Annotated in this window: 24 protein-coding genes; 18 read left to right on the plus strand and 6 right to left on the minus strand. The window is 60.8% G+C overall.

The window, feature by feature from the left end:
* Positions 1 to 21: 21 nt before the first annotated feature.
* From RAN89_RS14585 to RAN89_RS14600, 4 genes are read left to right on the plus strand one after another with little or no spacing between them, the layout of a single operon-like run.
* Positions 22 to 1,032 (plus strand): sialic acid TRAP transporter substrate-binding protein SiaP, encoded by a 1,011-nt coding sequence (locus RAN89_RS14585; protein WP_313866979.1) that lies wholly within the window; start codon positions 22 to 24, stop codon positions 1,030 to 1,032.
* A gap of 26 nt (positions 1,033 to 1,058) precedes the next feature.
* On the plus strand, positions 1,059 to 1,538 hold the full coding sequence (locus RAN89_RS14590) for a TRAP transporter small permease (RefSeq protein WP_313866980.1): 480 nt from the start codon (positions 1,059 to 1,061) through the stop codon (positions 1,536 to 1,538).
* Positions 1,535 to 2,833 (plus strand): TRAP transporter large permease, encoded by a 1,299-nt coding sequence (locus RAN89_RS14595; protein ID WP_313866981.1) that lies wholly within the window; start codon positions 1,535 to 1,537, stop codon positions 2,831 to 2,833. Before RAN89_RS14590 ends, RAN89_RS14595 begins: the two co-directional genes overlap by 4 nt.
* 6 nt (positions 2,834 to 2,839) lie before the next feature.
* Positions 2,840 to 4,009: a fumarylacetoacetate hydrolase family protein gene (locus RAN89_RS14600; protein WP_313866982.1), complete on the plus strand. Its 1,170-nt coding sequence runs from the start codon at positions 2,840 to 2,842 to the stop codon at positions 4,007 to 4,009.
* Positions 4,010 to 4,021: 12 nt separating this feature from the next.
* Here RAN89_RS14600 and RAN89_RS14605 read toward each other — a convergent pair whose 3' ends face one another.
* Positions 4,022 to 5,440: an aminotransferase-like domain-containing protein gene (locus tag RAN89_RS14605; RefSeq protein ID WP_313866983.1), complete on the minus strand. Its 1,419-nt coding sequence runs from the start codon at positions 5,438 to 5,440 to the stop codon at positions 4,022 to 4,024.
* Between the two features lie 173 nt (positions 5,441 to 5,613).
* Here RAN89_RS14605 and gabT point away from each other — a divergent pair, with 173 nt between their 5' ends.
* The 11 genes from gabT to RAN89_RS14660 all read left to right on the plus strand — a co-directional run bounded on the left by gabT (position 5,614) and on the right by RAN89_RS14660 (position 18,763).
* The gene (gene gabT, locus RAN89_RS14610; protein WP_313866984.1) at positions 5,614 to 6,906 is read left to right on the plus strand and encodes a 4-aminobutyrate--2-oxoglutarate transaminase; all 1,293 of its coding nucleotides are present in this window, start codon (positions 5,614 to 5,616) and stop codon (positions 6,904 to 6,906) included.
* Between the two features lie 32 nt (positions 6,907 to 6,938).
* Positions 6,939 to 8,033 carry an ABC transporter ATP-binding protein gene (locus tag RAN89_RS14615; protein WP_313866985.1) on the plus strand — a complete coding sequence of 365 codons (1,095 nt, stop codon included), beginning with the start codon at positions 6,939 to 6,941 and terminating at the stop codon, positions 8,031 to 8,033.
* A gap of 43 nt (positions 8,034 to 8,076) precedes the next feature.
* The gene (locus RAN89_RS14620) at positions 8,077 to 9,108 is read left to right on the plus strand and encodes an ABC transporter substrate-binding protein (RefSeq protein WP_087494334.1); all 1,032 of its coding nucleotides are present in this window, start codon (positions 8,077 to 8,079) and stop codon (positions 9,106 to 9,108) included.
* Between the two features lie 27 nt (positions 9,109 to 9,135).
* A complete protein-coding gene (locus RAN89_RS14625; protein WP_428984457.1) occupies positions 9,136 to 10,377 on the plus strand; it encodes an ABC transporter permease in 1,242 nt (413 codons plus the stop codon).
* Positions 10,378 to 10,388: 11 nt separating this feature from the next.
* The gene (locus RAN89_RS14630) at positions 10,389 to 11,207 is read left to right on the plus strand and encodes an ABC transporter permease (protein WP_313866986.1); all 819 of its coding nucleotides are present in this window, start codon (positions 10,389 to 10,391) and stop codon (positions 11,205 to 11,207) included.
* Positions 11,208 to 11,226: 19 nt separating this feature from the next.
* On the plus strand, positions 11,227 to 12,171 hold the full coding sequence (speB, locus tag RAN89_RS14635) for an agmatinase (protein WP_313866987.1): 945 nt from the start codon (positions 11,227 to 11,229) through the stop codon (positions 12,169 to 12,171).
* Between the two features lie 100 nt (positions 12,172 to 12,271).
* Positions 12,272 to 13,744, plus strand: coding sequence for an NAD-dependent succinate-semialdehyde dehydrogenase (locus RAN89_RS14640; protein WP_313866988.1), 1,473 nt, complete (start codon positions 12,272 to 12,274; stop codon positions 13,742 to 13,744).
* Between the two features lie 114 nt (positions 13,745 to 13,858).
* Positions 13,859 to 14,368 carry a MarR family winged helix-turn-helix transcriptional regulator gene (locus RAN89_RS14645; RefSeq protein ID WP_240791971.1) on the plus strand — a complete coding sequence of 170 codons (510 nt, stop codon included), beginning with the start codon at positions 13,859 to 13,861 and terminating at the stop codon, positions 14,366 to 14,368.
* A gap of 7 nt (positions 14,369 to 14,375) precedes the next feature.
* Positions 14,376 to 15,875 (plus strand): efflux transporter outer membrane subunit, encoded by a 1,500-nt coding sequence (locus RAN89_RS14650; protein WP_313866989.1) that lies wholly within the window; start codon positions 14,376 to 14,378, stop codon positions 15,873 to 15,875.
* Between the two features lie 53 nt (positions 15,876 to 15,928).
* Positions 15,929 to 17,194: an HlyD family secretion protein gene (locus tag RAN89_RS14655; protein WP_313866990.1), complete on the plus strand. Its 1,266-nt coding sequence runs from the start codon at positions 15,929 to 15,931 to the stop codon at positions 17,192 to 17,194.
* A 6-nt stretch (positions 17,195 to 17,200) separates the two neighbouring features.
* Positions 17,201 to 18,763 (plus strand): DHA2 family efflux MFS transporter permease subunit, encoded by a 1,563-nt coding sequence (locus RAN89_RS14660; RefSeq protein WP_313866991.1) that lies wholly within the window; start codon positions 17,201 to 17,203, stop codon positions 18,761 to 18,763.
* Between the two features lie 62 nt (positions 18,764 to 18,825).
* Here the strand turns inward: RAN89_RS14660 and RAN89_RS14665 are convergent, their stop codons facing one another.
* From RAN89_RS14665 to RAN89_RS14675, 3 genes are all read right to left on the minus strand, one after another.
* The gene (locus RAN89_RS14665) at positions 18,826 to 19,290 is read right to left on the minus strand and encodes a hypothetical protein (protein WP_087494342.1); all 465 of its coding nucleotides are present in this window, start codon (positions 19,288 to 19,290) and stop codon (positions 18,826 to 18,828) included.
* Positions 19,291 to 19,378: 88 nt separating this feature from the next.
* The gene (locus RAN89_RS14670; RefSeq protein WP_313866992.1) at positions 19,379 to 20,017 is read right to left on the minus strand and encodes a CoA transferase subunit B; all 639 of its coding nucleotides are present in this window, start codon (positions 20,015 to 20,017) and stop codon (positions 19,379 to 19,381) included.
* Positions 20,018 to 20,019: 2 nt separating this feature from the next.
* Entirely contained in the window at positions 20,020 to 20,727 is a 708-nt protein-coding gene (locus tag RAN89_RS14675; protein WP_313866993.1) for a CoA transferase subunit A, read from the minus strand.
* Positions 20,728 to 20,827: 100 nt separating this feature from the next.
* Between RAN89_RS14675 and RAN89_RS14680 the strand changes: the two genes are divergently transcribed.
* Positions 20,828 to 21,382, plus strand: coding sequence for a LuxR C-terminal-related transcriptional regulator (locus tag RAN89_RS14680; protein ID WP_313866994.1), 555 nt, complete (start codon positions 20,828 to 20,830; stop codon positions 21,380 to 21,382).
* 4 nt (positions 21,383 to 21,386) lie between these two features.
* Here RAN89_RS14680 and RAN89_RS14685 read toward each other — a convergent pair whose 3' ends face one another.
* A complete protein-coding gene (locus RAN89_RS14685; RefSeq protein ID WP_313866995.1) occupies positions 21,387 to 21,839 on the minus strand; it encodes a hypothetical protein in 453 nt (150 codons plus the stop codon).
* Positions 21,840 to 21,911: 72 nt separating this feature from the next.
* On the opposite strand from RAN89_RS14685, the gene RAN89_RS14690 reads away from it, so the two are divergent.
* On the plus strand, positions 21,912 to 22,178 hold the full coding sequence (locus RAN89_RS14690) for a hypothetical protein (RefSeq protein WP_313866996.1): 267 nt from the start codon (positions 21,912 to 21,914) through the stop codon (positions 22,176 to 22,178).
* On the opposite strand, the gene RAN89_RS14695 is transcribed toward RAN89_RS14690, so the two are convergent.
* Positions 22,175 to 22,981, minus strand: coding sequence for an IclR family transcriptional regulator domain-containing protein (locus RAN89_RS14695; RefSeq protein ID WP_313866997.1), 807 nt, complete (start codon positions 22,979 to 22,981; stop codon positions 22,175 to 22,177). The genes RAN89_RS14690 and RAN89_RS14695 overlap by 4 nt on opposite strands.
* 220 nt (positions 22,982 to 23,201) lie before the next feature.
* Here RAN89_RS14695 and RAN89_RS14700 point away from each other — a divergent pair, with 220 nt between their 5' ends.
* Positions 23,202 to 24,401 (plus strand): ABC transporter substrate-binding protein, encoded by a 1,200-nt coding sequence (locus RAN89_RS14700; RefSeq protein WP_313866998.1) that lies wholly within the window; start codon positions 23,202 to 23,204, stop codon positions 24,399 to 24,401.
* Positions 24,402 to 24,481: the final 80 nt, after the last annotated feature.

Genomic DNA, 24,481 nt, shown 5'->3' on the forward strand with positions numbered 1-24,481 from the left:
ACAACACGAGGAGACAACACCATGACCACTACCCGACTGAATCGCCGCACCCTGCTGGGCGCCGCTGCCGCAATGGGCGCTGCTGCGCTGCCCGCATTGCCGGCCATGGCACAGACCAAGACCGTGCTGCGCATCTCCACCCCCGCAGTGCCCGACGACTGGCACGCCAAGATGTGGACTGTCTTCAAGGAACAACTGGAGAAAACGGCCCCCGGCGAGTTTGATGTCCAGATCAACCTGAACGCCACCCTGTTCAAGCAAGGCACCGAGCCTGCCGCCATGGCCCGCGGCAACCTGGAGCTGTCCAGCATTTCGGCCTTTGACATTGCCAAGCTCTTTCCCGAGTTCTCCATCTTCACCGCCGGCTACGTGGTGCGCGACCCGGACCAGCAACAAAAGATTTTCAACGGCCCCATTGGTGCGGAGTTGTTCAAGGCTGTGTCTGAAAAAATGGAAGTCACACCGCTGGCCACCGTCTATTTGGGCACCCGTCAGGTCAATCTGCGCGAAGCCAAGCCGGTCAAAACACCTGCAGACCTGAAAGGTGTGAAACTGCGCATGCCCGGCTCCAAAGAGTGGTTGTTCCTGGGCGAAGCACTGGGTGCCACCGCCACACCGCTGGCATTCGGCGAGGTGTACATGGGGCTCAAGACCGGCACCATCGACGGACAGGACAATCCCCTGCCCTCGGTACGCGCTGCCAAGTTTTACGAAGTCACCAAACAAATCGTGTTGACCAGCCACCTGGTAGACGGCATCTTTATCGCCATCTCCAACAAGAGCTTCAATGCACTCTCGCCCGCGCAAAAGCAAAAGGTGACAGCAGCCGCTCAAGCTGCAGCTGCCTACAACAACGAGAACCGCATCAAGGAAGAAGGCCAGCTCGTCGAATTCTTCAAGAAGGAAGGCCTGCAGGTATCAACCCCTGATGTGGATGCATTCCGCAAGTCCGTCCAAGCCACTTACCAAGCGTCTGACTACGCCAAAGTGTGGCCCAAGGGCTTGCTCGATCGCATCAACGCGACCAAATAATGAAGCAATTGAGCGACGACTGAACCATGTTGCGACGCTTGCAACAGGCCGCCAACCTCTTGGGCGGCGGCCTTTTCCTGACCCTGTTCATCGTTTTCATCATCCAGATCACGGCGCGTTTCGGTTTCAACAAGCCCTTGCCGTGGACCGATGAAGCCGCGGTGATTCTGTATGTGTGGGTGATTCTTTGGGGTGCCGCGGCCGTGGTGCCCGAGCGCGAACATGTAGTGTTTGATTTGCTGTGGAACAGCGTCAACTACCGTAGCCGCCAGGTCATGCGCATTGCAGGCAGCCTGCTGATTGGCGGCCTATCTGCTGCGGCCATCCCTGCCAGCTGGGACTATGTGCACTTCATGGCGCGCGAAGGCTCGCCGGTTTTGGGCGTTTCTTTCATGTGGATTTTTATGCCCTTTGTATTCCTGCTGATCGCTTTGGTCATCCGCAGTGCATGGGCCATCGGGAACGCGGTGCGCGGCATCGGGTTGGAAGCGGAGCTGCGCATATGACATTGGGACTCTGGATTTTGGTAGCGGTTCTTCTCGCCGGCTTGCTCTTGCGTATGCCCATCGGCTTTTCGATGCTGGCTGCGGGCATCGGCTACCTCCTGGCCAAGGGCCAGGACGTAGGTCTGGTAGCCGAGCAAGTGGGCAACGGCCTGTACAACAGCTACGTGCTCCTGGCGGTACCGCTTTTTGTATTCGCCGCCAACATCATGAATGCCGGCACCGTGAGCGAGCGCATTTTTGACTTTTGCCGCATCCTGGTTGGCCGTATGCGGGGAGGCTTGGCACAAGTCGACATTCTGGTGAGCGTGATCTTTTCAGGTATGAGCGGAAGTGCGATTGCAGATGCTGCCGGTCCCGGTCTGGTCACCATCCGCCAGATGCTCAAAAAGCCGGAATACACCCGCGGGTTTGCCGGTGCCGTCGTGGTGGCCAGCGCAACACTGGGGCCCATCATCCCGCCCTCGATCCCCATGGTGATTTATGCGCTGGTGTCCGGTGCTTCGGTCGGCGCCTTGTTTTTGGGCGGTGTAGTGCCCGGCTTTCTGATGGCTGGCCTGATGATGTTTGTGGTGCACATCATCGCGGTCAAACGCAACATGCCGCGTGACGAACCGGTGCCCCGTTCTGAATGGGCCGGGCTCATTTTCCGCGGTGCGTTGCCGCTGTCCATGCCCATCGTCCTGCTAGGCGGCATTTACTCAGGCGCTTTCACGCCCACCGAAGCTGCGGCAGTGGCTGCCTTGCATGCACTCATCCTCGCCGCCGTGGTGTTCCGAGCGCTCACCTGGCGCAGCTTCTGGGGTGTGGTGATGGAGTCTGCACGCGGCAGCGCAGTCATCACGCTGATCTTGGCCGGCTCCTTCATGCTGAACTACGCCTTCACCGCCGAGGGCGTGCCCCAAAGCATGGCGATGTGGGTCGACAGCATGCACCTGTCCAAAATCCAGTTCCTGTTGCTGGTGAACGTCATGTTTCTGGTGTTGGGCTGTTTTTTGGACGTGTCCGTCTTGCTCTTGGTCTTCGTGCCCATGCTGCTCCCGGCTGCCAAATTGCTCGGAGTAGACTTGGTGCATTTTGGTGTGCTGGTGGTCCTGAACATGATGATCGGCTTGATCCACCCCCCCTTCGGCATGTTGCTGTTTGTCACCAAGGCACTCACCGGGATTCCTATCGGCGAGATGATGAAGGAAGGCTGGCCCTTCCTGGTCTTGCTGCTCTGCCTGCTGCTGGCAATGACTTGCTTTCCTCAGATCGTACTGTGGCTACCGCAGACCATGGGCTACGTGACCCAATAGACCTCTATGCAACTCACTCCTGACAACACCCTGCCGGCCGATGCTGGCCACGCCACTCTGTTGGGCCGTATCTGGCGGCCTGAACTACAAGGCCCCAGTGTGGTGACCGTACGCGATGGCATGGTGATCGACATCAGCATCAGCTTCCCCACGGCCCGTGATGTATGCGAAACCACCGATCCGGCCCGCGCCCTGCGCGCAGCCCATGGGGAGATTGTTTGCAGTGTGCAAAGCCTGCTGGCCAACAGCAGCGCTGCCAGCAGGGACGCTGCCTTGCCTTGGCTGTTGGCCCCCTGTGATCTGCAAGCCATCAAGGCAGCCGGGGTGACCTTTGCCACGTCCATGCTGGAACGGGTGATTGAAGAGAAAGCCAGAGGCAATCCGGCGGCGGCGAGCGCCATACGCACTGAAATCCAGTCACTGATCGGCGACGACCTGTCCAAACTCAAACCAGGCTCTGAGCAGGCCATGGCACTCAAACAAGTGCTGATTGCACAAGGTGCCTGGAGCCAGTACCTCGAAGTCGGCATCGGCCCTGATGCAGAGATTTTCACGAAAGCTCCGGTACTGGCCGCTGTGGGCTGCGGGGACGACGCGGGCTTGCACCCCGCATCGCACTGGAATAACCCCGAACCGGAAGTCGTGCTCGCTATTAACTCGCGCGGCGAAGTCGTGGGTGCCACGCTGGGCAACGATGTGAACCTGCGTGATGTGGAAGGCCGCTCAGCACTTCTACTGGGTAAAGCCAAGGACAACAACGCTTCGGCGTCGGTAGGGCCCTTCATTCGCTTGTTTGACGAGGAATTCACCATCAACGACGTGCGCAGCGCTGAACTGACATTGCGTGTGGAAGGCGCTGACGGTTTTGTGATGGATGGCTATTCATCCATGGCACGCATCAGCCGTGACCCGCTGGACCTTGCCGCCCAGCTGATAGGTCCGCATCACCAATACCCGGATGGAGCCATGCTGTTCTTGGGCACTTTGTTTGCGCCTGTCCAGGACCGGGATGCCCCGGGCAGCGGCTTTACCCACAAGTTGGACGATGTGGTCACCATCCACAGCGCCAAACTGGGGACCCTGCGCAACCGCATGCGGCACTGCGACCAGTGCCCGCCTTGGACATTCAGCGCATCACAATTGATGCGCAACTTGGCAAAGAGGGGCTTGCTGTAAGCGCCGCGCGCCTCAGGCGTGTTCGGCGCTTTGCCCCACCAGGATCCGCTGGTCCAGAAAGCGCCACAGGCGCTCATCCGCGCAAAATGCCACATTGAAGCGCAGCCATCCGGTCGGCCGGGGCTCCACCAGGAATAACTGGCCGGGCCCCAACATGATGCCTTCCTGAGTCGCTGACTGTGACAGCACGGCGCTGTCTGCGATGTCGGGGTGCCGGGCCCACAGGTACATGCCGGCCTCAGGCTCATGAAAGATCTCAAAACCCAGACCCAGCAGCCTGCGACTGACTTGGCGGTGTGCTTCGCCCAAGCGGTCCCGCAGCGACTTCAGGTGCTTGCGCCAGCGGCCATCCGTAATCGCGCCGAAGGTAATCCGCTCGGCAATATCGGAGGACGTCAGTCCGGCAATCATCTTCAGCTGCACGAATTGCGCTGACAAATCAGGCCGGGCCAACAAGTAACCCACACGCAGGTTGGGCGAAATGGTTTTTGAATAACTGCCCACATACACCACGCGACGCAGCTGATCCAGACTGGCCAGCGTGGTGCGTGAAGTCGCATCCATGTCGGCATAAATGTCGTTTTCGACCAGCACAAAATCGTGCAGCTCCGCCAGTTGCAACAAGCGATGCAACTGCGCCACCGAAGCAACCGAACAGGTAGGACTCTGCAAACGGGGTTGGGTGAAGAAGGCCTTGGGCTTGCGGGTTGTCAGAATGGCCTCCAGAGCAGCGAGGTCGTAGCCCACGCCCGTGCGCGGCACGCCGACCACGTCCACGCCCCAGAAGCGCAACATGAACAAGAGATTGGGGTAGCCCGGATCGTCTACCAGTACCGTGTCGCCCGGCTTGAGCAGGCAGCGCGCCACCAGATCCAGCCCTTGGCTGGAGCCATGGGTCAACAACACCTGGCCGGCGTCTGCCGAAATCTGGTGTTCGGCCAATGACTCCGCAATGATCATGCGCAAGGCCATGTGGCCATAGGGCAGGCCATAGCCGTCCAATTCAGAGCCATCGCTGGAGAGATGGCGCATGCTGCGGCGCACGGCATCACCGAACAACCAATCATGCGGCAACCAGCCGCAACCGGGCTTTAACGGCAGGTTCCGGTTCTCGAAAATCTGCTTGAGGTACCAGCTTGCATCAAAACGGGGCGTTTCCACTTCGCGGGCTGGTGCCCCTACGCTGCCGCCCTCCTCACGCCGCTTTACGAAAAAGCCGGAATGGGCCCGCGAGACCAGCCATCCTTGGGCGACCAAGCGGTCATAGGCCTCGACCACCGTAAATACGCTGACGTTATGCGCCACCGCAAATGCGCGGATGGAGGGCAACTTGGTACCGGGCTTGAGCACCTGCCCCGCAATCAGCCCGCGCAGCCCGTCCACGATCTGGCTGACCAGGGGGGTAGCAATGTCGGGACTGAGTGTGAGCATGGCACGATCGTAAAGCAGGCAGCGGGTGGTCAGAAAACGCACCAATTTAGGGAAACTCTGTACAGGATTTTAGACCTGCACAGTGTCTCGAAACTTTCATCAATGTGTACATGGTTGTTTGGGGACCGGGTTTCTATAGTTCGGCCACTCGTTCAACAACACCGGACTACCTTATGCAAGCCGATCGCCAAGTTCTCAATGCCGCCCTGTATGCCCGTCGCCAATCCGCCGTTGCCCGCGGCGTCGGTCAGGCCCACGAGATTTTCATCAAGAACGCCCGTAACGCCGAGTTCTGGGATGTGGAAGGTCGCCGCTTCATCGACTTCGCCGGCGGCATTGCGGTGCTCAACACCGGCCACCTTCACCCCCAGGTGATTGAAGCCGTCAAGGCCCAGCTCGATCTGTACACCCACACCTGCTTCCAGGTGATCGCCTACGAACCTTACGTCGAAGTGTGCGAGCGCCTGAACGCCATGGCACCCGGCAACTTTGCCAAGAAAAGCCTACTGCTGACCACCGGCGCCGAAGCGGTGGAAAACGCCATCAAAATCGCCCGCGCTCACACCAAGCGCCCTGGAGTGATCGCCTTCACTGGCGGCTACCACGGCCGCACCAATTTCACGCTGGGTCTGACCGGCAAAGTGGCTCCGTACAAGCTGGGGTTCGGCCCCTTCCCCGGAGAAGTGTTCCACGCCCTGTTTCCCAATGAACTGCATGGCGTGAGCGTGGCGGATGCCCTGCATTCTGTGGAGTTGATCTTCAAGAATGACATCGAAGCAGAACGCGTTGCTGCCTTCATCGTCGAACCGGTGCAGGGCGAAGGCGGTTTCTACGTCGCACCTCCCGATTTCATCTCCGGCCTCAAGGCCATGGCCGACAAGTACGGTATTTTGTTGATCGCCGACGAAGTGCAAACCGGCGCGGGCCGCACCGGCACCTGGTTCGCCTGCGAACAATGGCCTGTGGCTCCTGATTTGATTACCACTGCCAAATCGTTGGCTGGCGGATTCCCCTTGTCCGGTGTGGTCGGCCGGGCTGATGTGATCGATGCACCAGCCGCAGGCGGCTTGGGCGGTACGTATGCCGGCAGCCCCGTGGCTTGCGCAGCGGCACTGGCCGTGATGAAGGCCTTTGAAGAAGAAAAACTCCTGCAACGCAGTCAAGACATGGGCGCCTTCCTGGTTGAAAAGCTCAAGGCCATCGCTACCAAGGTACCTGCCATCGGTGATGTACGCGGCATGGGCGCCATGGTCGCCATCGAGTTGTTTGAAGGTGGCGATGTGCACCGCCCAGACGCGGTGCTGACCAAGAAAGTAGTCACAGAGGCTGCACGACGCGGGCTGATTCTGCTGTCCTGCGGTACCTACGGCAACGTCATCCGCATCCTGGTGCCTTTGACCGCGCCCGACGCGCTGCTGGAAGAAGGCTTGGCCATTCTGGCCGACAGCTTCGCCGCCGTGGCCTGATCGCCTTTTTGAATCTGCTTTTCGAAGAACACATGTCCTCTACTGAACCCTTGGTGCGCTTTAGCGGCGTACAAAAAACGTACGACGGCGAACAGCTGGTGGTGCGGGAGCTGAACCTCGATATCCAGCGCGGTGAATTCCTGAGCCTGCTCGGACCCTCGGGCTCGGGCAAGACCACCACCCTGATGATGCTGGCCGGGTTCGAGTCCCCCACAGCAGGCGACATCCTGCTCGACGGCAAGCAGATCACGCGCACCCCGCCGCACAAGCGCAACTTCGGCATGGTGTTCCAGAACTACGCACTGTTCCCCCACATGACGGTGGCACAGAACGTGGCCTACCCGCTCACCGTGCGCAAAGTGCCTAAAGACGAGCAAGAAAAGCGGGTGCAAAAGGCCTTGGACATGGTGCGACTGACCGGCATGGGCGAGCGCCTGCCCACCCGCCTCTCCGGCGGCCAACAGCAACGCGTGGCACTGGCCCGCGCGCTGGTGTTCGAGCCCCAACTGGTGCTCATGGACGAGCCCTTGGGCGCGCTGGACAAGCAGTTACGCGAACACATGCAGCTCGAACTCAAAGAGCTTCACCGCCAGCTGGGTGTGACCTTTGTGTATGTGACCCATGACCAGGGCGAAGCCCTGACCATGAGCGACCGGGTGGCGGTGTTCAACGAAGGTGTGATCCAGCAACTGGCGGATGCGCAAAGCCTGTACGAAGCCCCCAGCAACCGCTTTGTGGCCGGTTTTGTGGGGGACAGCACGGTGCTTCGAGGCACGTTGGGTGGCACTGCTGATGCCCCCTGCATCGTTCTGGGCCAAGGCCAGACGCTGCCCGGCATCAATGTCAATAACGCTGTTGCAGGCGCCATGGTGGAAGCATGTGTGCGGCCCGAGCGGATTGCATTGCACGTACAGGCGCCCGCTGCACTGAACACCGTCGCCGCCCAAGTGGCCGGCATTGTGTACTACGGCGACCACGTGCGCTTGCTGTGCTCAATGGGTGCCGGCCAGGCGCAAGCCACCGTGAAGCTCCCGCTCACCCACGCATGTGCCCTCACACCGCCTGCCATGGGCAGCACGGTGCACCTTGAGTTCCCGACTCCCTTTACGCGCATTTACGCGCTCTGAAGTTTTCCCCCGTCCCTTCCTCAACCCTTAAGGAAATCTCTCCATGAAAAAAAGCCTGATCGCTGCTGCATCTATTGCTGCCTGCTTTGCGATGAATGTCCACGCCCAAGACGCCATTACCGTGGTGAACTTCGGTGGTGCCAATGCGAACGCCCAGAAAGTCGCCTACTACGAACCCGTAGCCAAGGAAGGTGTGAAGGTCACCGCAGTGGAATACAACGGTGAGCAAGCCAAGATCAAGGCCATGGTGGAAACCAAGAATGTGACCTGGGACGTGGTGGAAGTCGAATCCCCTGACGTAGCCCGCGGCTGCGACGAAGGCCTGTTCGAAAAGCTGGACTACAGCAAGATTGCCCCCAAAGCTGACCTGCTGCCCTCCGCTGTGAGCGAGTGTGGTGTGGGTGTGTTTGTGTGGTCCACCGTGATGGCCTACAACGGCGACAAGCTCAAAAAAGCCCCTACCAGCTGGGCAGACTTCTTTGACACCAACAAGATTCCCGGCAAGCGCGGCATGCGCAAAGGCGCCCGCTACAACCTCGAGTTCGCTTTGCTGGCCGACGGTGTGAAGCCCGCAGACGTCTACAAGGTTCTGGCCACCAAAGACGGTGCAGAACGCGCCTTCAAGAAATTGACCGCCCTCAAGCCCAACATCCAGTGGTGGGAAGCAGGCGCCCAGGCACCCCAGTTCCTGGTGGCTGGCGATGTGGTCTTGTCCACCGTGTACAACGGTCGTATTGACGCCGCCAACCGCGAAGGCCGCAACCTGCAAATCTACTGGCCCGGTGGCATTTATGACCTGGACTACTGGGTTATCCCCAAGGGCACTGCCAAGAAAGACGCCGCCTACAAGTTCCTGAACTTCGCCATGAAGCCGGAGAACCAGGCGGTGTACGCCCAGAACATCGCTTACGGCCCGACCAACAAGAAGGCTCTGGCCAAGCTCAGCGCCAAGGTCTTGGGTGACCTGCCTACTTCCGAGAAGAACGCCAAGGAAGCTTTGCAGTTCAACACCACCTTCTGGGCTGACCAAGGCGAAGCCCTGGAAAAGCGCTTTGCTGCCTGGGCCACCCAGTAATCCGTAGACCGTCAGGAGCCTGAACCCATGTCCATGCAAGCCAGTGCCATCCAGCCCCCGGGCGATCTCCGTGCGGCACTCTCCCGTGCGGAGTCCCGCCGCAAATGGCGGGCATTCAGCCTGACACTGCCCTTGCTGGTGTTTTTGCTCCTGACCCTGCTAGTTCCCATTGCAGCTCTCCTGATGCGCGCGGTGGAAAACCCCGAAGTCGCCAAGGCCCTGCCCACCACGGTAGAAGCCTTGGCAGGCTGGGACCGCACGTCCCAACCCCAAGCTGCGGCCTACGCCGCCTTGGTTCAAGATTTATCGCACCTGCCGGACACAGCAGATGCCGGCGCTCTGGCGCGCCGCCTGAACACCGAAGCGCCCGGGGCACGCTCGCTGATCATGGGTGCCTACAAGGCCCTGCCCATCGAAGGTGATGCTGAATCCGTCCGCCAGCAGTTGCTGGACAAAGACGCCCGCTGGGCCGAGCCGGAGTTCTGGCAGGCCATTGCCAAAAACGGCTCTCGCTGGACGCCCGACTACCTGCTGGCCTCGGTGGACCTGAAGCGTGATGCCAACGGCCATATCGAACGCATGCCCGAAGAACAGCGTGCTTACAGCGGCATTCTGGTACGGACCTTCCAGATAAGCTTTATCGTGACCCTGCTGTGCCTGGTGCTGGCATACCCGCTGGCCTACTGGCTCTCCACCTTGCCGGAGCGCAAAGCCAACGTGCTGATGATTCTGGTGCTGGTGCCTTTTTGGACCTCAATCCTGGTTCGGGTGGCGGCGTGGATCGTGTTGCTGCAGTCCGAAGGACTGGTCAACGGTGCGCTGCTGGGCATCGGTGTGATCAGCGAACCATTGGCGCTCCTGTTCAACCGTACCGGCGTCATCATTTCCATGGTGCACATCCTGCTGCCCTTCATGATTTTGCCGCTATACAGCGTGATGAAGAGCGTGCCACCCACCTATGTGCGTGCTGCTGTGTCGCTGGGCAGTGCTCCGCTGGCTGCATTTGTGCGGGTTTATGTACCGCAAACCTTTCCCGGTGTGGGTGCCGGCGCACTGCTGGTGTTCATTCTGGCCATTGGCTACTACATCACGCCGGCGCTGCTGGGTGGTGCAGATGACCAGATGCTGAGCTACTACATCGCCCGCTACACCAACGTTGAAGTCAACTGGGGCATGGCCTGCGCCTTGGGTGCCCTGCTGCTGGCCACCACACTGGTGCTCTATGGCGTGTACCGCCGCATCGGGAAATCCGACCTGGCCTTGGCATAAGAAAGACACCCATGTTCAAACTGCCCGAATTTCCCCTCTACTTCACGCTGGCCGACAAGGCCGGTTGGTGGCTGTTGCGCATTGTGTGTGTGCTGGTGCTGGGCTACTTGCTTGCGCCCATCCTGGCCATCATTCCGCTGTCGTTTTCCAGCAGCTCATTCCTGACCTACCCCATTCCCGGCTGGTCGACCAAGTGGTACAGCCACTTGTTCACCGCGCCCGAGTGGTCCAACGCCATGCGCAACAGCTTCATCGTGGCGCCCGCCGCTACGGTGATTGCGACGGTCCTGGGCACCTTGGCTGCCGTGGGCCTGACCCGCACCGAATTTCGTTTCAAGGGCCTGCTGATGGCATTCCTGATCGCCCCCATGGTGGTGCCGGTGATCGTGATCGGCGTAGCCACCTACTTGTATTTCGCCCCCTTGGGTCTGAGCGACAGCTATGTGGGCCTGATTGCCGTGCACGCTGCCATGGGTGCCCCCTTTGTGCTGACCACCGTGCTCGCCACCCTGGCCAACTTCAACCACAACCTGGTGCGCGCCTCGCTGAGCCTTGGCGAGACACCCTTCAACACCTTCATGCGGGTCACCCTGCCGGTGATTGCCCCTGGTGTGATTTCCGGCGCGCTGTTCGCCTTTGCCACCTCGTTTGACGAAGTGGTGGTGACCCTGTTCCTGGCTGGCGCCGAGCAGACCACCCTGCCGCGCCAGATGTTCACCGGCATCCGCGAAAACATCTCGCCCACGATTGCAGCGGTGGCCACCTTGTTGATCCTGTTCACCACCGCCATGCTGCTGGTGTTGGAGTGGCTGCGCGGCCGCAAAGCCTGACCCTGAACCCCGCTACCCTATGAATTTGAACCAACCTCTTTCCGGCAACGCCATGCCGCGCTTCGGCGGCATCGCCAGCATGATGCGCCTGCCGGTCGCCACATCCGCCCAAGGGCTGGATGCTGCTTTCATCGGTGTTCCGCTGGACATCGGCACCAGCCACCGCCCGGGTGCGCGCTTCGGTCCGCGCCAGATCCGGGCGGAATCCTGCCTGCTGCGCCCCTACAACATGGCCACCGGCGCCGCGCCGTTTGATGCCCTTCAAGTGGCGGATCTGGGAGATGTGCCCATCAACACCTATTCGTTGTTGAAGTCTGTCGACATCATCACCGCCTATTACGCCGAGGTGCTGGGCCACGGCTGCATACCCCTTACTCTGGGCGGCGACCACACCATTGCGCTACCCATTCTGCGGGCCATTGCAGCTCAACACGGCCCGGTGGCGATGGTGCATGTGGATGCGCATGCCGACGTGAATGAAGACATGTTCGGCGAGCGGATTGCGCACGGCACCCCCTTCCGCCGCGCAGTGGAAGAGGGCCTGCTCGATTGCAACAAGGTCACCCAGATCGGCTTGCGCGGCACCGGCTACGCGGCCGATGATTTCGATTGGCCGCGCAGGCAAGGCTTTACGCTGGTACCCGCCCACGAGGTGTGGCACCAGTCCTTGGCACCCGTGATGAAGCAGGTGCGCCAGCGCGTGGGCAACACCCCTTGCTACCTGAGCTTTGACATTGACGGTATTGACCCTGCCTACGCCGGCGGTACCGGGACGCCTGAAATCGGTGGACTGACCGTGCCGCAGGCGCTGGAGATCATCCGGGGTTGCCGTGGGCTTAATATCGTTGGCGCAGACTTGGTGGAGGTATCACCGCCCTACGACACCACGGGCAATACCGCCTTGCTAGGGGCCAACCTGTTGTACGAGATGCTGTGTGTGCTGCCCGGGGTGCCGGTGCGCTGACGGCCGGCTACATACCTGAATTTGCTACGTTTTTCATAGCTGCTTGCGCATATTCCACGGGCGCTGGCAGCCAGTTTTGTTTGTATATTGAGGAGACACCATGTCCACATCGCCGCTTTCCCTCTTGAAAGACCCCAGCCTGCTCAAGACAGACGCACTCATCAATGGCCAGTGGGTGACTGGCGCCAGCCGCTTTGCGGTGACCGATCCGTCCAACGGCCAGCACTTGGCCGATGTGGCCAACCTCGGTGCCGCAGACGCGGAAGCCGCCATCGCCGCGGCCAACGCCGCCTGGCCTGCGTGGAAAGCCAAGACCGCCAAAGAGCGCAGCATCATCCTGCGCAAGTGGTTTGATTTGCTGATGGCCAACCAGGAAGACCTGGCCCGCATCATGACCGCCGAGCAAGGCAAGCCGTTTGCCGAGGCCAAGGGCGAGATTGCCTACGGTGCCAGCTTTGTGGAATGGTTTGCCGAAGAAGCCAAGCGCGTCAACGGCGAGACCCTGCCCCAGTTCGACAACAACCGCCGCCTGGTGGTCATCAAGCAGCCCATCGGCGTGTGCGCAGCGATCACGCCCTGGAACTTTCCGCTGGCCATGATCACGCGCAAGGTGGCGCCTGCGCTGGCAGCGGGTTGCCCGGTGATCATCAAACCTGCGGAGCTGACCCCCCTGACCGCGCTGGCCGCCGCCGAACTGGCCATCCGCGCCGGCATTCCGGCCGGTGTACTCAACATGATCACCGCCGACAGCGATCAGTCCATTGCCGTGGGCAAGGTCATTTGCGCCAGCGACGTGGTGCGCCACCTGAGCTTTACTGGCTCCACCGAAGTGGGCCGCATCCTGATGGCGCAAAGCGCGCCTACCGTCAAGAAGCTGTCGCTGGAATTGGGCGGCAACGCACCCTTCATCGTGTTCGATGACGCCGATGTGGACTCCGCAGTGGAAGGTGCTCTAGCCAGCAAGTACCGCAACGCCGGCCAGACCTGCGTGTGCGCTAACCGTTTCTATGTGCAGGCCGGCGTGTACGACCAGTTCGTGGCCAAGTTCAGCGCCAAAGTAAAGGCCATGAAGGTCGGCAACGGCTTTGAAGACGGCGTAGTGCAAGGCCCGCTGATCGAAGACGCCGCCGTGGAGAAGGTCAAACGCCACGTGGCGGACGCCGTGGCAAAAGGTGGCAAGGTGGAAACCGGCGGCAACGCCCTGCAAGGGCAGTTCTTCGAGCCCACCGTCGTATCCGGTGCTACCGCTGACATGCTGTGCGCCCGCGAAGAAACCTTCGGCCCCTTTGCCCCGGTGTTCAAATTTCAATCCGAGCAAGAAGCCATTGACGCAGCCAACGCCACCGAATTCGGCCTGGCCAGCTACTTCTACAGCCGCGACATCGGCCGAATCTACCGCGTAGGCGAGGCGCTGGAGTACGGCATGGTGGGCGTGAACGTAGGCATTCTGGCGACCGAGCACGTGCCGTTCGGCGGTGTCAAACAATCGGGCCTCGGCCGCGAAGGCTCGCACTTCGGCATGGATGACTACATCGAGGTCAAGTACCTCTGCCTGGGCGACATCCTGAAATAAGCCTGCACCCGCATGCCTGGAAAGCCGGCTTGGGCCGGCTTTTTTTTAGCCCATTCCATTGCCCATGCAATATCAGCCTTGACAATATTTGCTTAGGCAACTAATATTCGGGCTATGCAACACATTGCCCCTTCGTTTTACCGCCCCGACAGTTACCGGCCGGAAGACAGCGTCGGTTACCTGATGCGCAGCATCCTCTCGCACGTGGCCCAGTCGGTGGAGCATCAGCTCGCCCACACCGACCTGACCAACGCGCAGTGGATACCGCTCTTCAAGCTGTACAACAAGCAGGCCTCGACAGTGGCCGAACTGGCCCGCGCCTGCGAGCTCGACAACGGCGCCACCACCCGCCTGCTGGACCGCATGGAGGCCAAAGGCCTGGTCCAGCGCGTGCGCTCCGAGCAAGACCGCCGGGTGGTCAACATCCAGCTCACCCCTGCCGGCACGCAAGCCGCAGCCGACATTCCCCAGGTGCTTTGCGAGGTGCAAAACACCCACCTCGAAGGTTTCAGCACTGAAGAGTTCGAGAACCTCAAGGGCTATCTGCGCCGTATTCTGGATAACGCCCAACGCATCAAGGCAGCCAACAACGCCGCTGCCGACACCCCCTCTACCGACCGCTAACCACCCCATGCAAGACACCATCTTCTCCACTTCACAAGCACTGCGCTGGAGCCGTTTTGCGCTTAGCGCGGTGGCCATTGCGTCTTTGAGCGCGTGTGCCAACTTCTCGGGCATCTTTTCGCAGGCCAAGCCCGTTGCTGCGCAGCAAGCCGGCTTGTCCACCCAAGCCATTCCTGCGGACAGCGTGGCACTGGACAGCCAGTGGTGGAAAGCCTACGGCGATGAGCAACTCAACCAGCTGGTCGCCCAAGCCCTGGCCAACAACCCCAACCTGCGCGTGGCCCAGGCACGTGTGCAGCGTGTGCAAGCAGGAATCGATAACGCCAATGCCGCCAGCGCGCCGCAATTGAACGCCGGGCTGGATGCCACCCACCAGCTCTACACCCGCAACGGCCTGGTGCCCGCACCGATTGCCGGCAGCGAGCGCGAGATTGCCACGCTGCAAGCCACTGGCAGCTGGGAGCTGGACCTGTTTGGCAAGAACCGCGCTGCGCTGGATGCCGCGATCGGCCAAAGCCGCGCTGCTCAAGCCGACGCCCAGGCCGCCCGCATGCTGCTGGCCAGCAATGTGGCACGCAGCTACTTCCAGTGGCTGCGGGTGCAGGGTCAGCTTGAAGTTGCTCAGCGCACCCTCGCACAGCGCCAGCAAACCCAACAACTCGTGAAAGATCGCCTGCAAGCCGGCCTGGACACCCAACTCGAGCTCCAACAAAGCGAGAGCGCCCTGCCTGATGCCCGCTTTCAGATCGAGGCCCTCAAAGAGCAGGAAGCTCTGCTCACCAACGCCCTCGCCGCCTTAACCGGACAACAAAATGGAGGCCTGGCGCTCACCAACCGTGCGCCAGCAGCTATCAATTCCGTAGCAGCTGCACAAACCAAGGTACAAGCCGTGTCCATGGACTTGTTGGGCCGGCGCGCCGACGTGGTCGCCGCCCGTTGGCGCGTCGAAGCTGCGACCCGCGATGTGGACAACGCCAAAACCCTGTTCTACCCCAACATCAACCTGACCGCATTTGCCGGTTTCTCGAGCATCGGCTTTGACAAGCTGGTGCAAAGCAGCAGCGCCCAATGGGGCGTGGGTCCGGCCATCCGCCTGCCACTGTTTGAAGGTGGCCGCCTGCGCGCCAACCTCAAAGGCAAGGCTGCGGATCTGGATGCCGCCATTGAGACCTACAACGCCGCTGTGGCGGACGCCGTGCGCGACGTTGCCGACCAGCTGGCATCCACCCAATCGATTGAACGCCAGCAGGCCGAGCAAAAAGCCGCGCAGCGATCCGCCGAAAGCGCCTACGCCATTGCCGTGCAACGCTACGAGGCAGGCTTGGGCAACTACCTGAACGTGCTCAACGCCGAGACCGCCGTGCTGGCCCAGCGCAAGTTGGCCGTGGACCTGGCGGCCCGCAGCGTAGACACCCAGATCCAGCTGATCCGCGCACTGGGTGGCGGCTTCACCGACACCGACACCACCTCGGCCGCCGCACCGACGAGCGACACCGTAGTCCGCTAAGCACTGACCACGGCCCCACCTAACTCGCACTGAACCAGATTGAAAGAAACACCATGAGCACCTCTTCCACCACCACCGTTACTCCTACCGTTGCGCCATCCGGCAATCCCGCTCGCAAAAAAGCCCTGACTGTTCTCTCCATCGTCGTACTGCTGGGCTTGGCCTATGGCGGTTTTGAGTACTACGGCGCGCGCCATTCCGAAGAAACCGACAACGCCTATGTACAGGGCAACGTGATCCAGATCACCCCCCAAGTGGGCGGCACCGTCACCGCCATCCTGGCCGACGACACCGACTTCGTGAAAGCCGGCCAGGCGCTGGTGAAGCTGGACCCGGCGGATGCCAAAGTTGCGCTCGACCAAGCTGAGGCCAACCTGGCGCAAGCGGTGCGTCAAGTCCGCACCCTGTATGCCAACAACGGCACGCTGTCGGCCCAGGTCACGCTGCGTGAGTCCGACATCGCCCGCGCGCAAACCGACATTGCCCGTGCGACCGACGACCTGAACCGCCGCCAGGCACTGGCAGGCAACGGTGCCGTGTCCAAGGAAGAACTCAACCACGCCAAGTCACAACTCACCACCGCGCAGAACGCACTGTCCGCCGCCCAGGCAGGTGTGGCTGCTGCGCGTGAGCAGCTCTCCAGCAACCAGACCCTGACCGAAGGCACCAATGTGGAAAGCCACCCCAGCGTGGTTGCCGCATCCGCCAAAGTGCGCGAGGCCTTTATGGCGCTGCACCGCGCTGAGCTGCCCGCGCCCGTGGACGGCTACGTAGCCAAGCGCACCGTACAGCTGGGCCAGCGCGTCGCCGCCGGTGCCCCGCTGATGGCCATCATCCCCCTCAACCAACTCTGGGTGGATGCCAACTTCAAGGAAGTGCAGCTGCGCAACATCCGCATCGGCCAGCCGGTCAAGCTCACCGCTGATCTCTACGGCAAAAAGATGGAATACAAAGGCACGGTGGCTGGTTTGGGTGCCGGCACGGGCGCCGCCTTCTCCCTGTTGCCCGCCCAGAACGCCACCGGCAACTGGATCAAGGTCGTGCAGCGCGTGCCGGTGCGTGTGGCGCTGGATGCCGAGCAACTCGCCCAGAACCCACTGCGCGTGGGCCTGTCCATGGAAGCCACAGTGGACGTGACAGACCAAAGCGGCAAGTCATTGGCTGATGCACCCCGCACGGCTTCTGCGACTCAAACCGATGTGTACACCGCGCTCGACCAGCAGGCCAGCGACGAAGTGCGCAAGGTGATCGCTGCCAACCTCGGCCGCGGTGCCAAGCTCAATGCCCACGCTGCCGCCAAAAACGGCGCTGGTGTGTAACAAGGTATGAGCGCCCCCGCCGCCTACACTGCGCCCGCTCCCTTGCAAGGGTCGGCGCGCCTGTGGGGCACGATTGCACTGTCAGCCGCCACGTTCATGAACGTGCTGGACTCCTCCATTGCCAACGTGTCCCTGCCCGCCATTGCCGGCGACCTCGGTGTCAGCTCCAACCAGGGCACCTGGGTCATCACCAGCTTCGGTGTGGCCAACGCCATTGCCCTGCCCCTGACGGGCTGGTTGTCCCAGCGCTTCGGCCAGGTGCGGTTGTTCGTCACCAGCGTGCTGCTGTTTGTGCTCTCCAGCTGGTTGTGCGGCATTGCCCCTAACATGCCCTTCCTGATCGGTGCCCGCGCGTTGCAGGGCTTTGTGGCGGGCCCCATGATGCCGCTGGCGCAGACCCTGCTGCTCTCCAGCTACCCGCCGGCCCTCGCGGGTCTCGCCATGGCACTCTGGGCCATGACCACGCTCGTAGCCCCTGTGATGGGGCCGCTGTTGGGCGGCTGGATCACGGACAACGCGCATTGGGGATGGATCTTTTTCATCAACGTGCCCATTGGTTTCATCGCAGGCTTCATCACCTGGACTATTTTTCACAAGCGCGAGACACCTACCCGCAAGTTGCCGATCGACACGGTAGGTTTGGCACTGCTGGTGATTGGTGTGACCGCCATCCAGCTGATGCTGGACCGCGGCAAGGAGCTGGACTGGTTCCATTCCGAAGAAATCATCCTCATGACCGTGGTGTCGGTGATTGCGTTTGCCTTTTTGATTGCCTGGGAACTGACCGATGACCACCCGGTGGTGGACTTGAAGCTCTTCAAGGTGCGCAACTTCCTGACCGGTACGGTGGCCATGTCGATTGCCTACGGACTGTTCATGGGCAACATCGTGTTGCTGCCGTTGTGGCTGCAAAGCTTTATGGGCTATACGGCTACCCAGGCCGGCATGCTGATGGCACCGGTAGGTCTGTTTGCGATCATTTTGTCGCCCATCATCGGCAAGAACATTGCCAAGTTCGATACCCGCCGGCTGGCTACCGTGGCCTTTCTGGTGTTTGCACTGGTGCTCTGGATGCGCTCGCACTTCAGCACGCTGTCGGACTTCAACACCATGATGATTCCGACCCTGATCCAGGGCATTGCGCTGGCGCTGTTTTTCATTCCGCTCACCAGCATCATTCTGGGGGGATTGCCGGGCGACAAGATTGCATCCGCCTCAGGCCTGAGCAGCTTCTGCCGGGTGTTGTTCGGTTCTTTCGGTACGTCGATCTCGGTCACCGTGTGGCAGGACCGCACCGCCCTGCACCACGCCCAGCTCACCGAGATGATCAACCGGGGCAGCACGGCCTCCAACAGTGCCCTGGCAGGCCTGAACGCTGCGGGCCTGAGTGCAGAGCAAGCCTTCAGCCAGATCAACCGCATGATCGATCAGCAAGCAGCAACGCTGGCTGCCAACGACGTGTTTTACGCCTCTGCAGTGATCTTCGTGCTGCTGATCCCGCTGGTGTGGCTCTCTCGCCCGGCCCGTAGCGGTGCAGGGGCCTCCGAGGCAGCCGCCGGAGCGCATTGATAAAGCAACAGTCAGACGAAAAAAACGGGGCCGAGGCCCCGTTTTTTTCTGCAGCGATCTGATCAGCTCAGCTCAGGCCCTTGCGGGTTGCTGGCGCGCGCATTGCGGTTTACGCCGTTGTTCACCGACCATGGAATGGAAGGTGCCCGGTCCAAAGGCGCAACCTTGGTCAACAGGGCCTGCCAGAAGAAGCCGCTTTGGATAGCGATAACGGCAAACAACATGTAGCTCTGCGAGCTGGAGGCCAGCCAAAGGTTGTACACCGGCATGAACACAAACGGAGACACCAGCAAAGGCAAACCAATGCGCAATGCCTGCATGGACTCCAGCCCCTTGCCGAGGTTGAACAAATCCCAGTAGTAGTTGGTAAACATGCCCATCACCATCCAGCAGCCCAAATGCCACGCATACACAATGGCGTGGTTGCGCACAAGGAGCGCAATCCAGGGTTGGGAGGTTTCATCCGCATTCACGATGAGAACCATGAAAGCCCCCGTGGTCGCGAAGACCACGAAGTAGATGAACATCAGAAATTTAAGCGCTCTGGACATGTTTTCCCCGGGTTAGATACTGGAATCACGGCTGCGCAGCATCTTACCCGCTAGAAAGTGCATCTCAGAGCAGCGGCACACCCGTTTTGGCCTGCACCGCCTCGCGGGTGACGCCGGGCGCCAACTCCACCAGCTTCAGCCCTTCGGGAGTAACGTCCATGACGGCCAGGTCCGTGATGATGCGGTCCACCACACCCACGCCGGTCAAGGGCAAGGTGCAGCGGGGCAGAATCTTCAGGTCCTCGGTGCCGTCTTTCTTCTTGGCCACGTGCTCCATGAGCACAATCACGCGCTTCACACCGGCCACCAAGTCCATGGCACCGCCCATGCCCTTGACCATCTTGCCGGGAATCATCCAGTTGGCCAGATCACCCTTTTCGCTCACCTGCATGGCGCCCAGAATGGAGAGGTTGATTTTGCCGCCGCGGATCATGGCAAAGCTTTGGTCCGAACCGAAGATGCTGCTGCCTTTGATGGTGGTTACCGTTTGTTTGCCGGCGTTGATCAGGTCCGCGTCCACCTCGTCCTCAGTCGGGAACGGCCCTATGCCCAACATGCCGTTTTCGCTTTGCAGCCACACCTCTTTGTCTGCAGGCACATGGTTGGCCACCAGCGTGGGAATGCCAATCCCCAGGTTCACATAAAACCCGTCTTCCAGCTCGCGGGCTGCACGGGCAGCCATTTGGTCTTGATTCCAGCTCATGTTCAGACTCCTGCTTTCTCTGTGATCGTGCGTTTTTCAATCCGCTTCTCGGGCGAAGCATTCAGGACGATGCGGTGCACATAAATGCCGGGCAGATGGACCTGGTCCGGGGCGATAGCGCCGGTCTCCACAATCTCTTCGACCTCCACCACGCAAATCTTCCCGGCCATGGCCACGGCGGGGTTGAAGTTGCGAGCGGTAAAGCGGAACTGCAAATTGCCGGACTTGTCGGCACGATGGGCTTTGACAAGCGACACATCCGGCACCAGGGAGCGCTCCATGACATAGATCTCGCCATCAAACTCGCGCAGCTCTTTGCCCTCGGCCACCATGGTGCCCACGCCGGTTTTCGTGAAGAAAGCCGGAATGCCCGCACCTCCGGCGCGCAGCTTCTCGGCCAAGGTACCCTGGGGGGTGAATTCCAACTCCAGCTCGCCGGCTAGGTACTGGCGCTCGAACTCCTTGTTCTCACCCACATAGCTGGAAATCATCTTCTTGATCTGGCGGGTCTCCAGCAGTTTGCCCAGACCGAAACCATCCACGCCAGCGTTATTGGAAATGGCGGTCAGGTTCTTGGCGCCGCTGTCGCGCAGCGCGTCAATCAAGGCCTCCGGAATGCCGCACAGGCCGAAACCACCCACGCCGAGCAACTGGCCGTCCTGGATGATGCCTTCAAGCGCCGCAGCGGCGCTGGGGTAAATCTTGTTCACTGCGCGTATCTCCTAAGTGGATAGAAACAACATGGCCGCTACGATACTACGTAACCAGATACGTAGTTCCCCCTAAAGCCTTTCCCTCACTGCATATCGCATGGATATTGACTACCGCCAAGCCTTTGACCTCGCGCCCGTCGGGCTGGCGCTGTCCCGCAACCGCACCATGATCGATTGCAACCAGCAACTGTGCGACATGTTCGGGGCCACCAAAGACCAGTTGGTCGGCCAGTCCTTCCAGGTGCTCTACCCCAGCGCCGACGAGTTTGAACGCCTCGGCGCGCGCATGGCCCCTTTGCTGAATCGCAATGGAACCTACGCGGATGACCGGATCATGAAACGGCTGGACGGTCGCTTCAAGGGCGAAACCTTCTGGTGCCACGTGAGCGGCAGGGCCCTGAACCCCAGTGCCCCGCACGAAGCCGGCATTTGGACTTTCGAGGACCTGAGCGCCCTGCGTCCGGTGCGCGCGGAACTCACCCCCCGGGAGCGGGAAGTTGCGGCCTACCTCATGCAGGGTCAGACCTCCAAGCAGATCGGCAAAACGCTGGAGATCAGCCACCGCACCGTGGAAATCTACCGCGCACGGCTGATGCGCAAGTACAAGGCTTCAACCACGGCGGACTTGGTGCACAAATTGATGGCAGGCTGAACGCCTACGTTTTTTCCGCAAGTCGCGCAAGCAGCTCCGCCCTCTCCATCTCCAACACCTCCAACCTTTGCTCGGCCAGCCCCAGCTGCAACAAAGCCGCCTGAAGCTCTACTTCCAACCGATGCACTTCAGCGGCTAGCGTGTCTGCAGCCGCAGTGACCTTTTCTCGGGTGGCATCACGGGTGACAGTCAGACCTGCCGTGACGGTATCGAGCCACGCAAGAATCTGGACCCGGGTGGTGTCTTTATGCAGCGGCGTCTGCAGAGTGGCCTTTTTGACATCCGCCCGGCGACACAACTCACTTTGGGTTACGCGACCGAAGTTGTACGGGTATACACCTTGGTGCGCTGCAATCTCGGCCTCTATCTCTGCCATCGCCTTGCGCAGCCGCGCTAGCGCTGCCTCGGTGCGAGGGTTCGCGTTCTCTGTGACGGGAAGATAGGTGCGGTCAGACATGCGTGAGTCTCAGGGTTGGGAGCCCGCGCAGTGTACTGAAGCTAGACTCTCCCGCATTTCCGAGAACTCACCATGACCACCCACTACACCCCAGCCCCTTTTGAAACCGACGCGTGGATTGCCCTGAAGCAACTGGGAGACACCGCAGTATCCACCGGTGGCATGCAGGCCTTGCTGCAAATGTTCATCAGCGTGGTCACTTCCGCCGAGGAAGTAGCGCGGGTCAGTGAAGAAGCCGGCCACCCCGAGTCCATGACCACCCAGGTCATTTCTGAGTGGGTCAGCACCCAGTACGTGCCGGACATGCAGGCCCAGCTGCAGACGCCCGGCGAGGCTTAAATCAGGTTGCGCATGGCGCGTGCAGTTTCCTGCAACACGGGCAGCACGCGGCGCACCGCATCATCCGTACTCTCGTTACCCATGGGCATGGTGACGTTGAGCGCGCCCATCAGGGCGCCATGGCGGTCAATCAAAGGCACCGCCACGCCGCGGTAATTCATTTCGAGTTGCTGCTCTGAGACAGCCCAGCCCTGCTGCCGTATGCGCGCCAGCTCCACGCGCATGCGGTCTTTGCTGGCAATGGTGTGCGAGGTGTAGGCCTTGAACTGCCGGGTTTGCAACCAGTCCTCCAGCCAAGCCGGGTCGCGCATCGCGAGAATCAGCATGCCCGCAGACGTCACCTGCGCCTGTACCCGCGAACCCAACACATAGCCGGTACTCATGGGGCGGTTGCTGCCGTTGCGGGCGATGTAGACGATCTCGTCCCCGTCCAGCACGCTCACATACGCTATCTCCTGCGTACCCGCAGTCACCCTCTGCAAGAAGGGTTGCACCACGCGGGGCAAACGGGCCGACTCCAGGTAAGACTGCCCGATACGTAGCACCCGCGGCGTCAGCCAGAACAACTTGCCGTCACTCGCCACATAGCCCAGGTACTGCAAGGTCAGCAGATAGCGCCGGGCGGCGGTGCGGGTCATGCCACAGCGCTCGCCGGCCTGGCTGGCCGTCATGCGTGGGTGGGCGTCATCGAAGGCCTCAATCAGGCCCAAGCCTTTTTCCAGACCGGCAATCCAATCCTTTTTGTCCAAGGCGGGTGCGTCAATCCCCACAACAGGAGGGCGCAGGGCGAGTTCGGTAGTCATGGGCGCTGATTCTGGAGGTCTGAAAAACGGTGTCAGCCTAGTGCTTACCCGCAAAATGAACGATTATCGATCTTTAAAGTACGACAAACGCTCAATCTGGCGATTCTTCGCTTTCATTCACACAAGCGAATCGCTAAAGTCCGCTTCGAACCGCCCCATTCGTACGACTAGCGAACAGACGGTCTACCCCACCCGAACGCCATAACAGGAGACAGACACCATGCAAAAACGGAACACTCTCAAATTGATAGCTGCATGCGCAATGCTGATGGGCGCTAGCAGCGCTTTCAGCCAGGAAGTGATCAAGATCGCCAATATCGTCGAGCTGTCCGGTGGTGGCGCATCCGCCGGCACCAACTTCAAAAACGGTGTAGAACTGGCCGTGAAAGAAATCAACGCCTCCGGCGGCATCCTGGGCAAGAAGATCCAGACCATCACTTCTGACACCCAGTCCAACCCCGGCGTGGCCAAGGGCCTGACACAGAAAGCAGTGGACGATGACGTATTCGCCATCTTCGGCCCCGTGTTCTCCGGCTCCATCATGGTGTCCATGGCCGAAAGCCGCAAAGCGGAGATCCCCAACTTCACCGGCGGCGAGGCAGCCAGCATCACCACCCAAGGCAATCCCTACATCTTCCGCACCAGCTTCACCCAAGCGACTGCCATGCCCAAGGTGGCCCGCTACATGAGCGAACAGGCCAAGCTCAAGAACATCGCCATCATTTACGTGAACAACGATTTCGGCAAAGGTGGCCTGGACATGATCAAAAAGGCGCTGGCCAACTCCAGCACCAAGATTGCAGCCGAAATCTCGACCGATGCCGGCCAAGTGGACTTCTCTGCCGCCGTGCTCAAGGCCAAGCAGAGCAATGCCGACGGCGTGTTTGTGTACACCAACGAAGAAGAGTCCGCCCGTGCCCTGCGCGAACTGCGCAAGCAGGGCTGGAACAAGCCCATCGTCGGTGAAACCACCCTCACCGGCCAGAAGGTTATTGAACTGGCCGGCGAAGCCGCCAACGGCGCCGTCGCTCACGTGGGCCTGACGGTGGATGCCCCCATCCCCGCCGTGCGTGCGTTCCGCGCCAAGTTCGAACGTGAGTACAAATACATCTCCGACCACAACGGCATGAAGGGCTACTCCGGCATTTACACCTTGAAGGCCGCGATTGAGAAGGTCGGCAAGCTGGACCGCAAGGCCGTAGCCAACGCGCTGCACAGCCTGGTGGTGACCACCGACAAGGAACCCGGCATCCTGATGAACGTGGCCTTTGACCAGAACGGCGATCTGGACCGCGAAAGTTTCCTGGTGGAGGTGAAAAACGGCAAGCAGGAAGTGGTGGCGACCCTGCCCCCGCTGAACCCCATCGTCGTGAACAAGCCCGCAGCCGCTGCCAAGCCCGCTGCACCGGCCAAGAAGTAATGGCCTGAAGCCCCCTGCTCGCTCGGGCATAGCCACCCGAGCGGACCAGGCGGGCTTTCTCTTCAGGGGACTGGCGATCC

The organism is Rhodoferax mekongensis (assembly GCF_032191775.1).
Taxonomy (GTDB): domain Bacteria; phylum Pseudomonadota; class Gammaproteobacteria; order Burkholderiales; family Burkholderiaceae_C; genus Allorhodoferax; species Allorhodoferax mekongensis.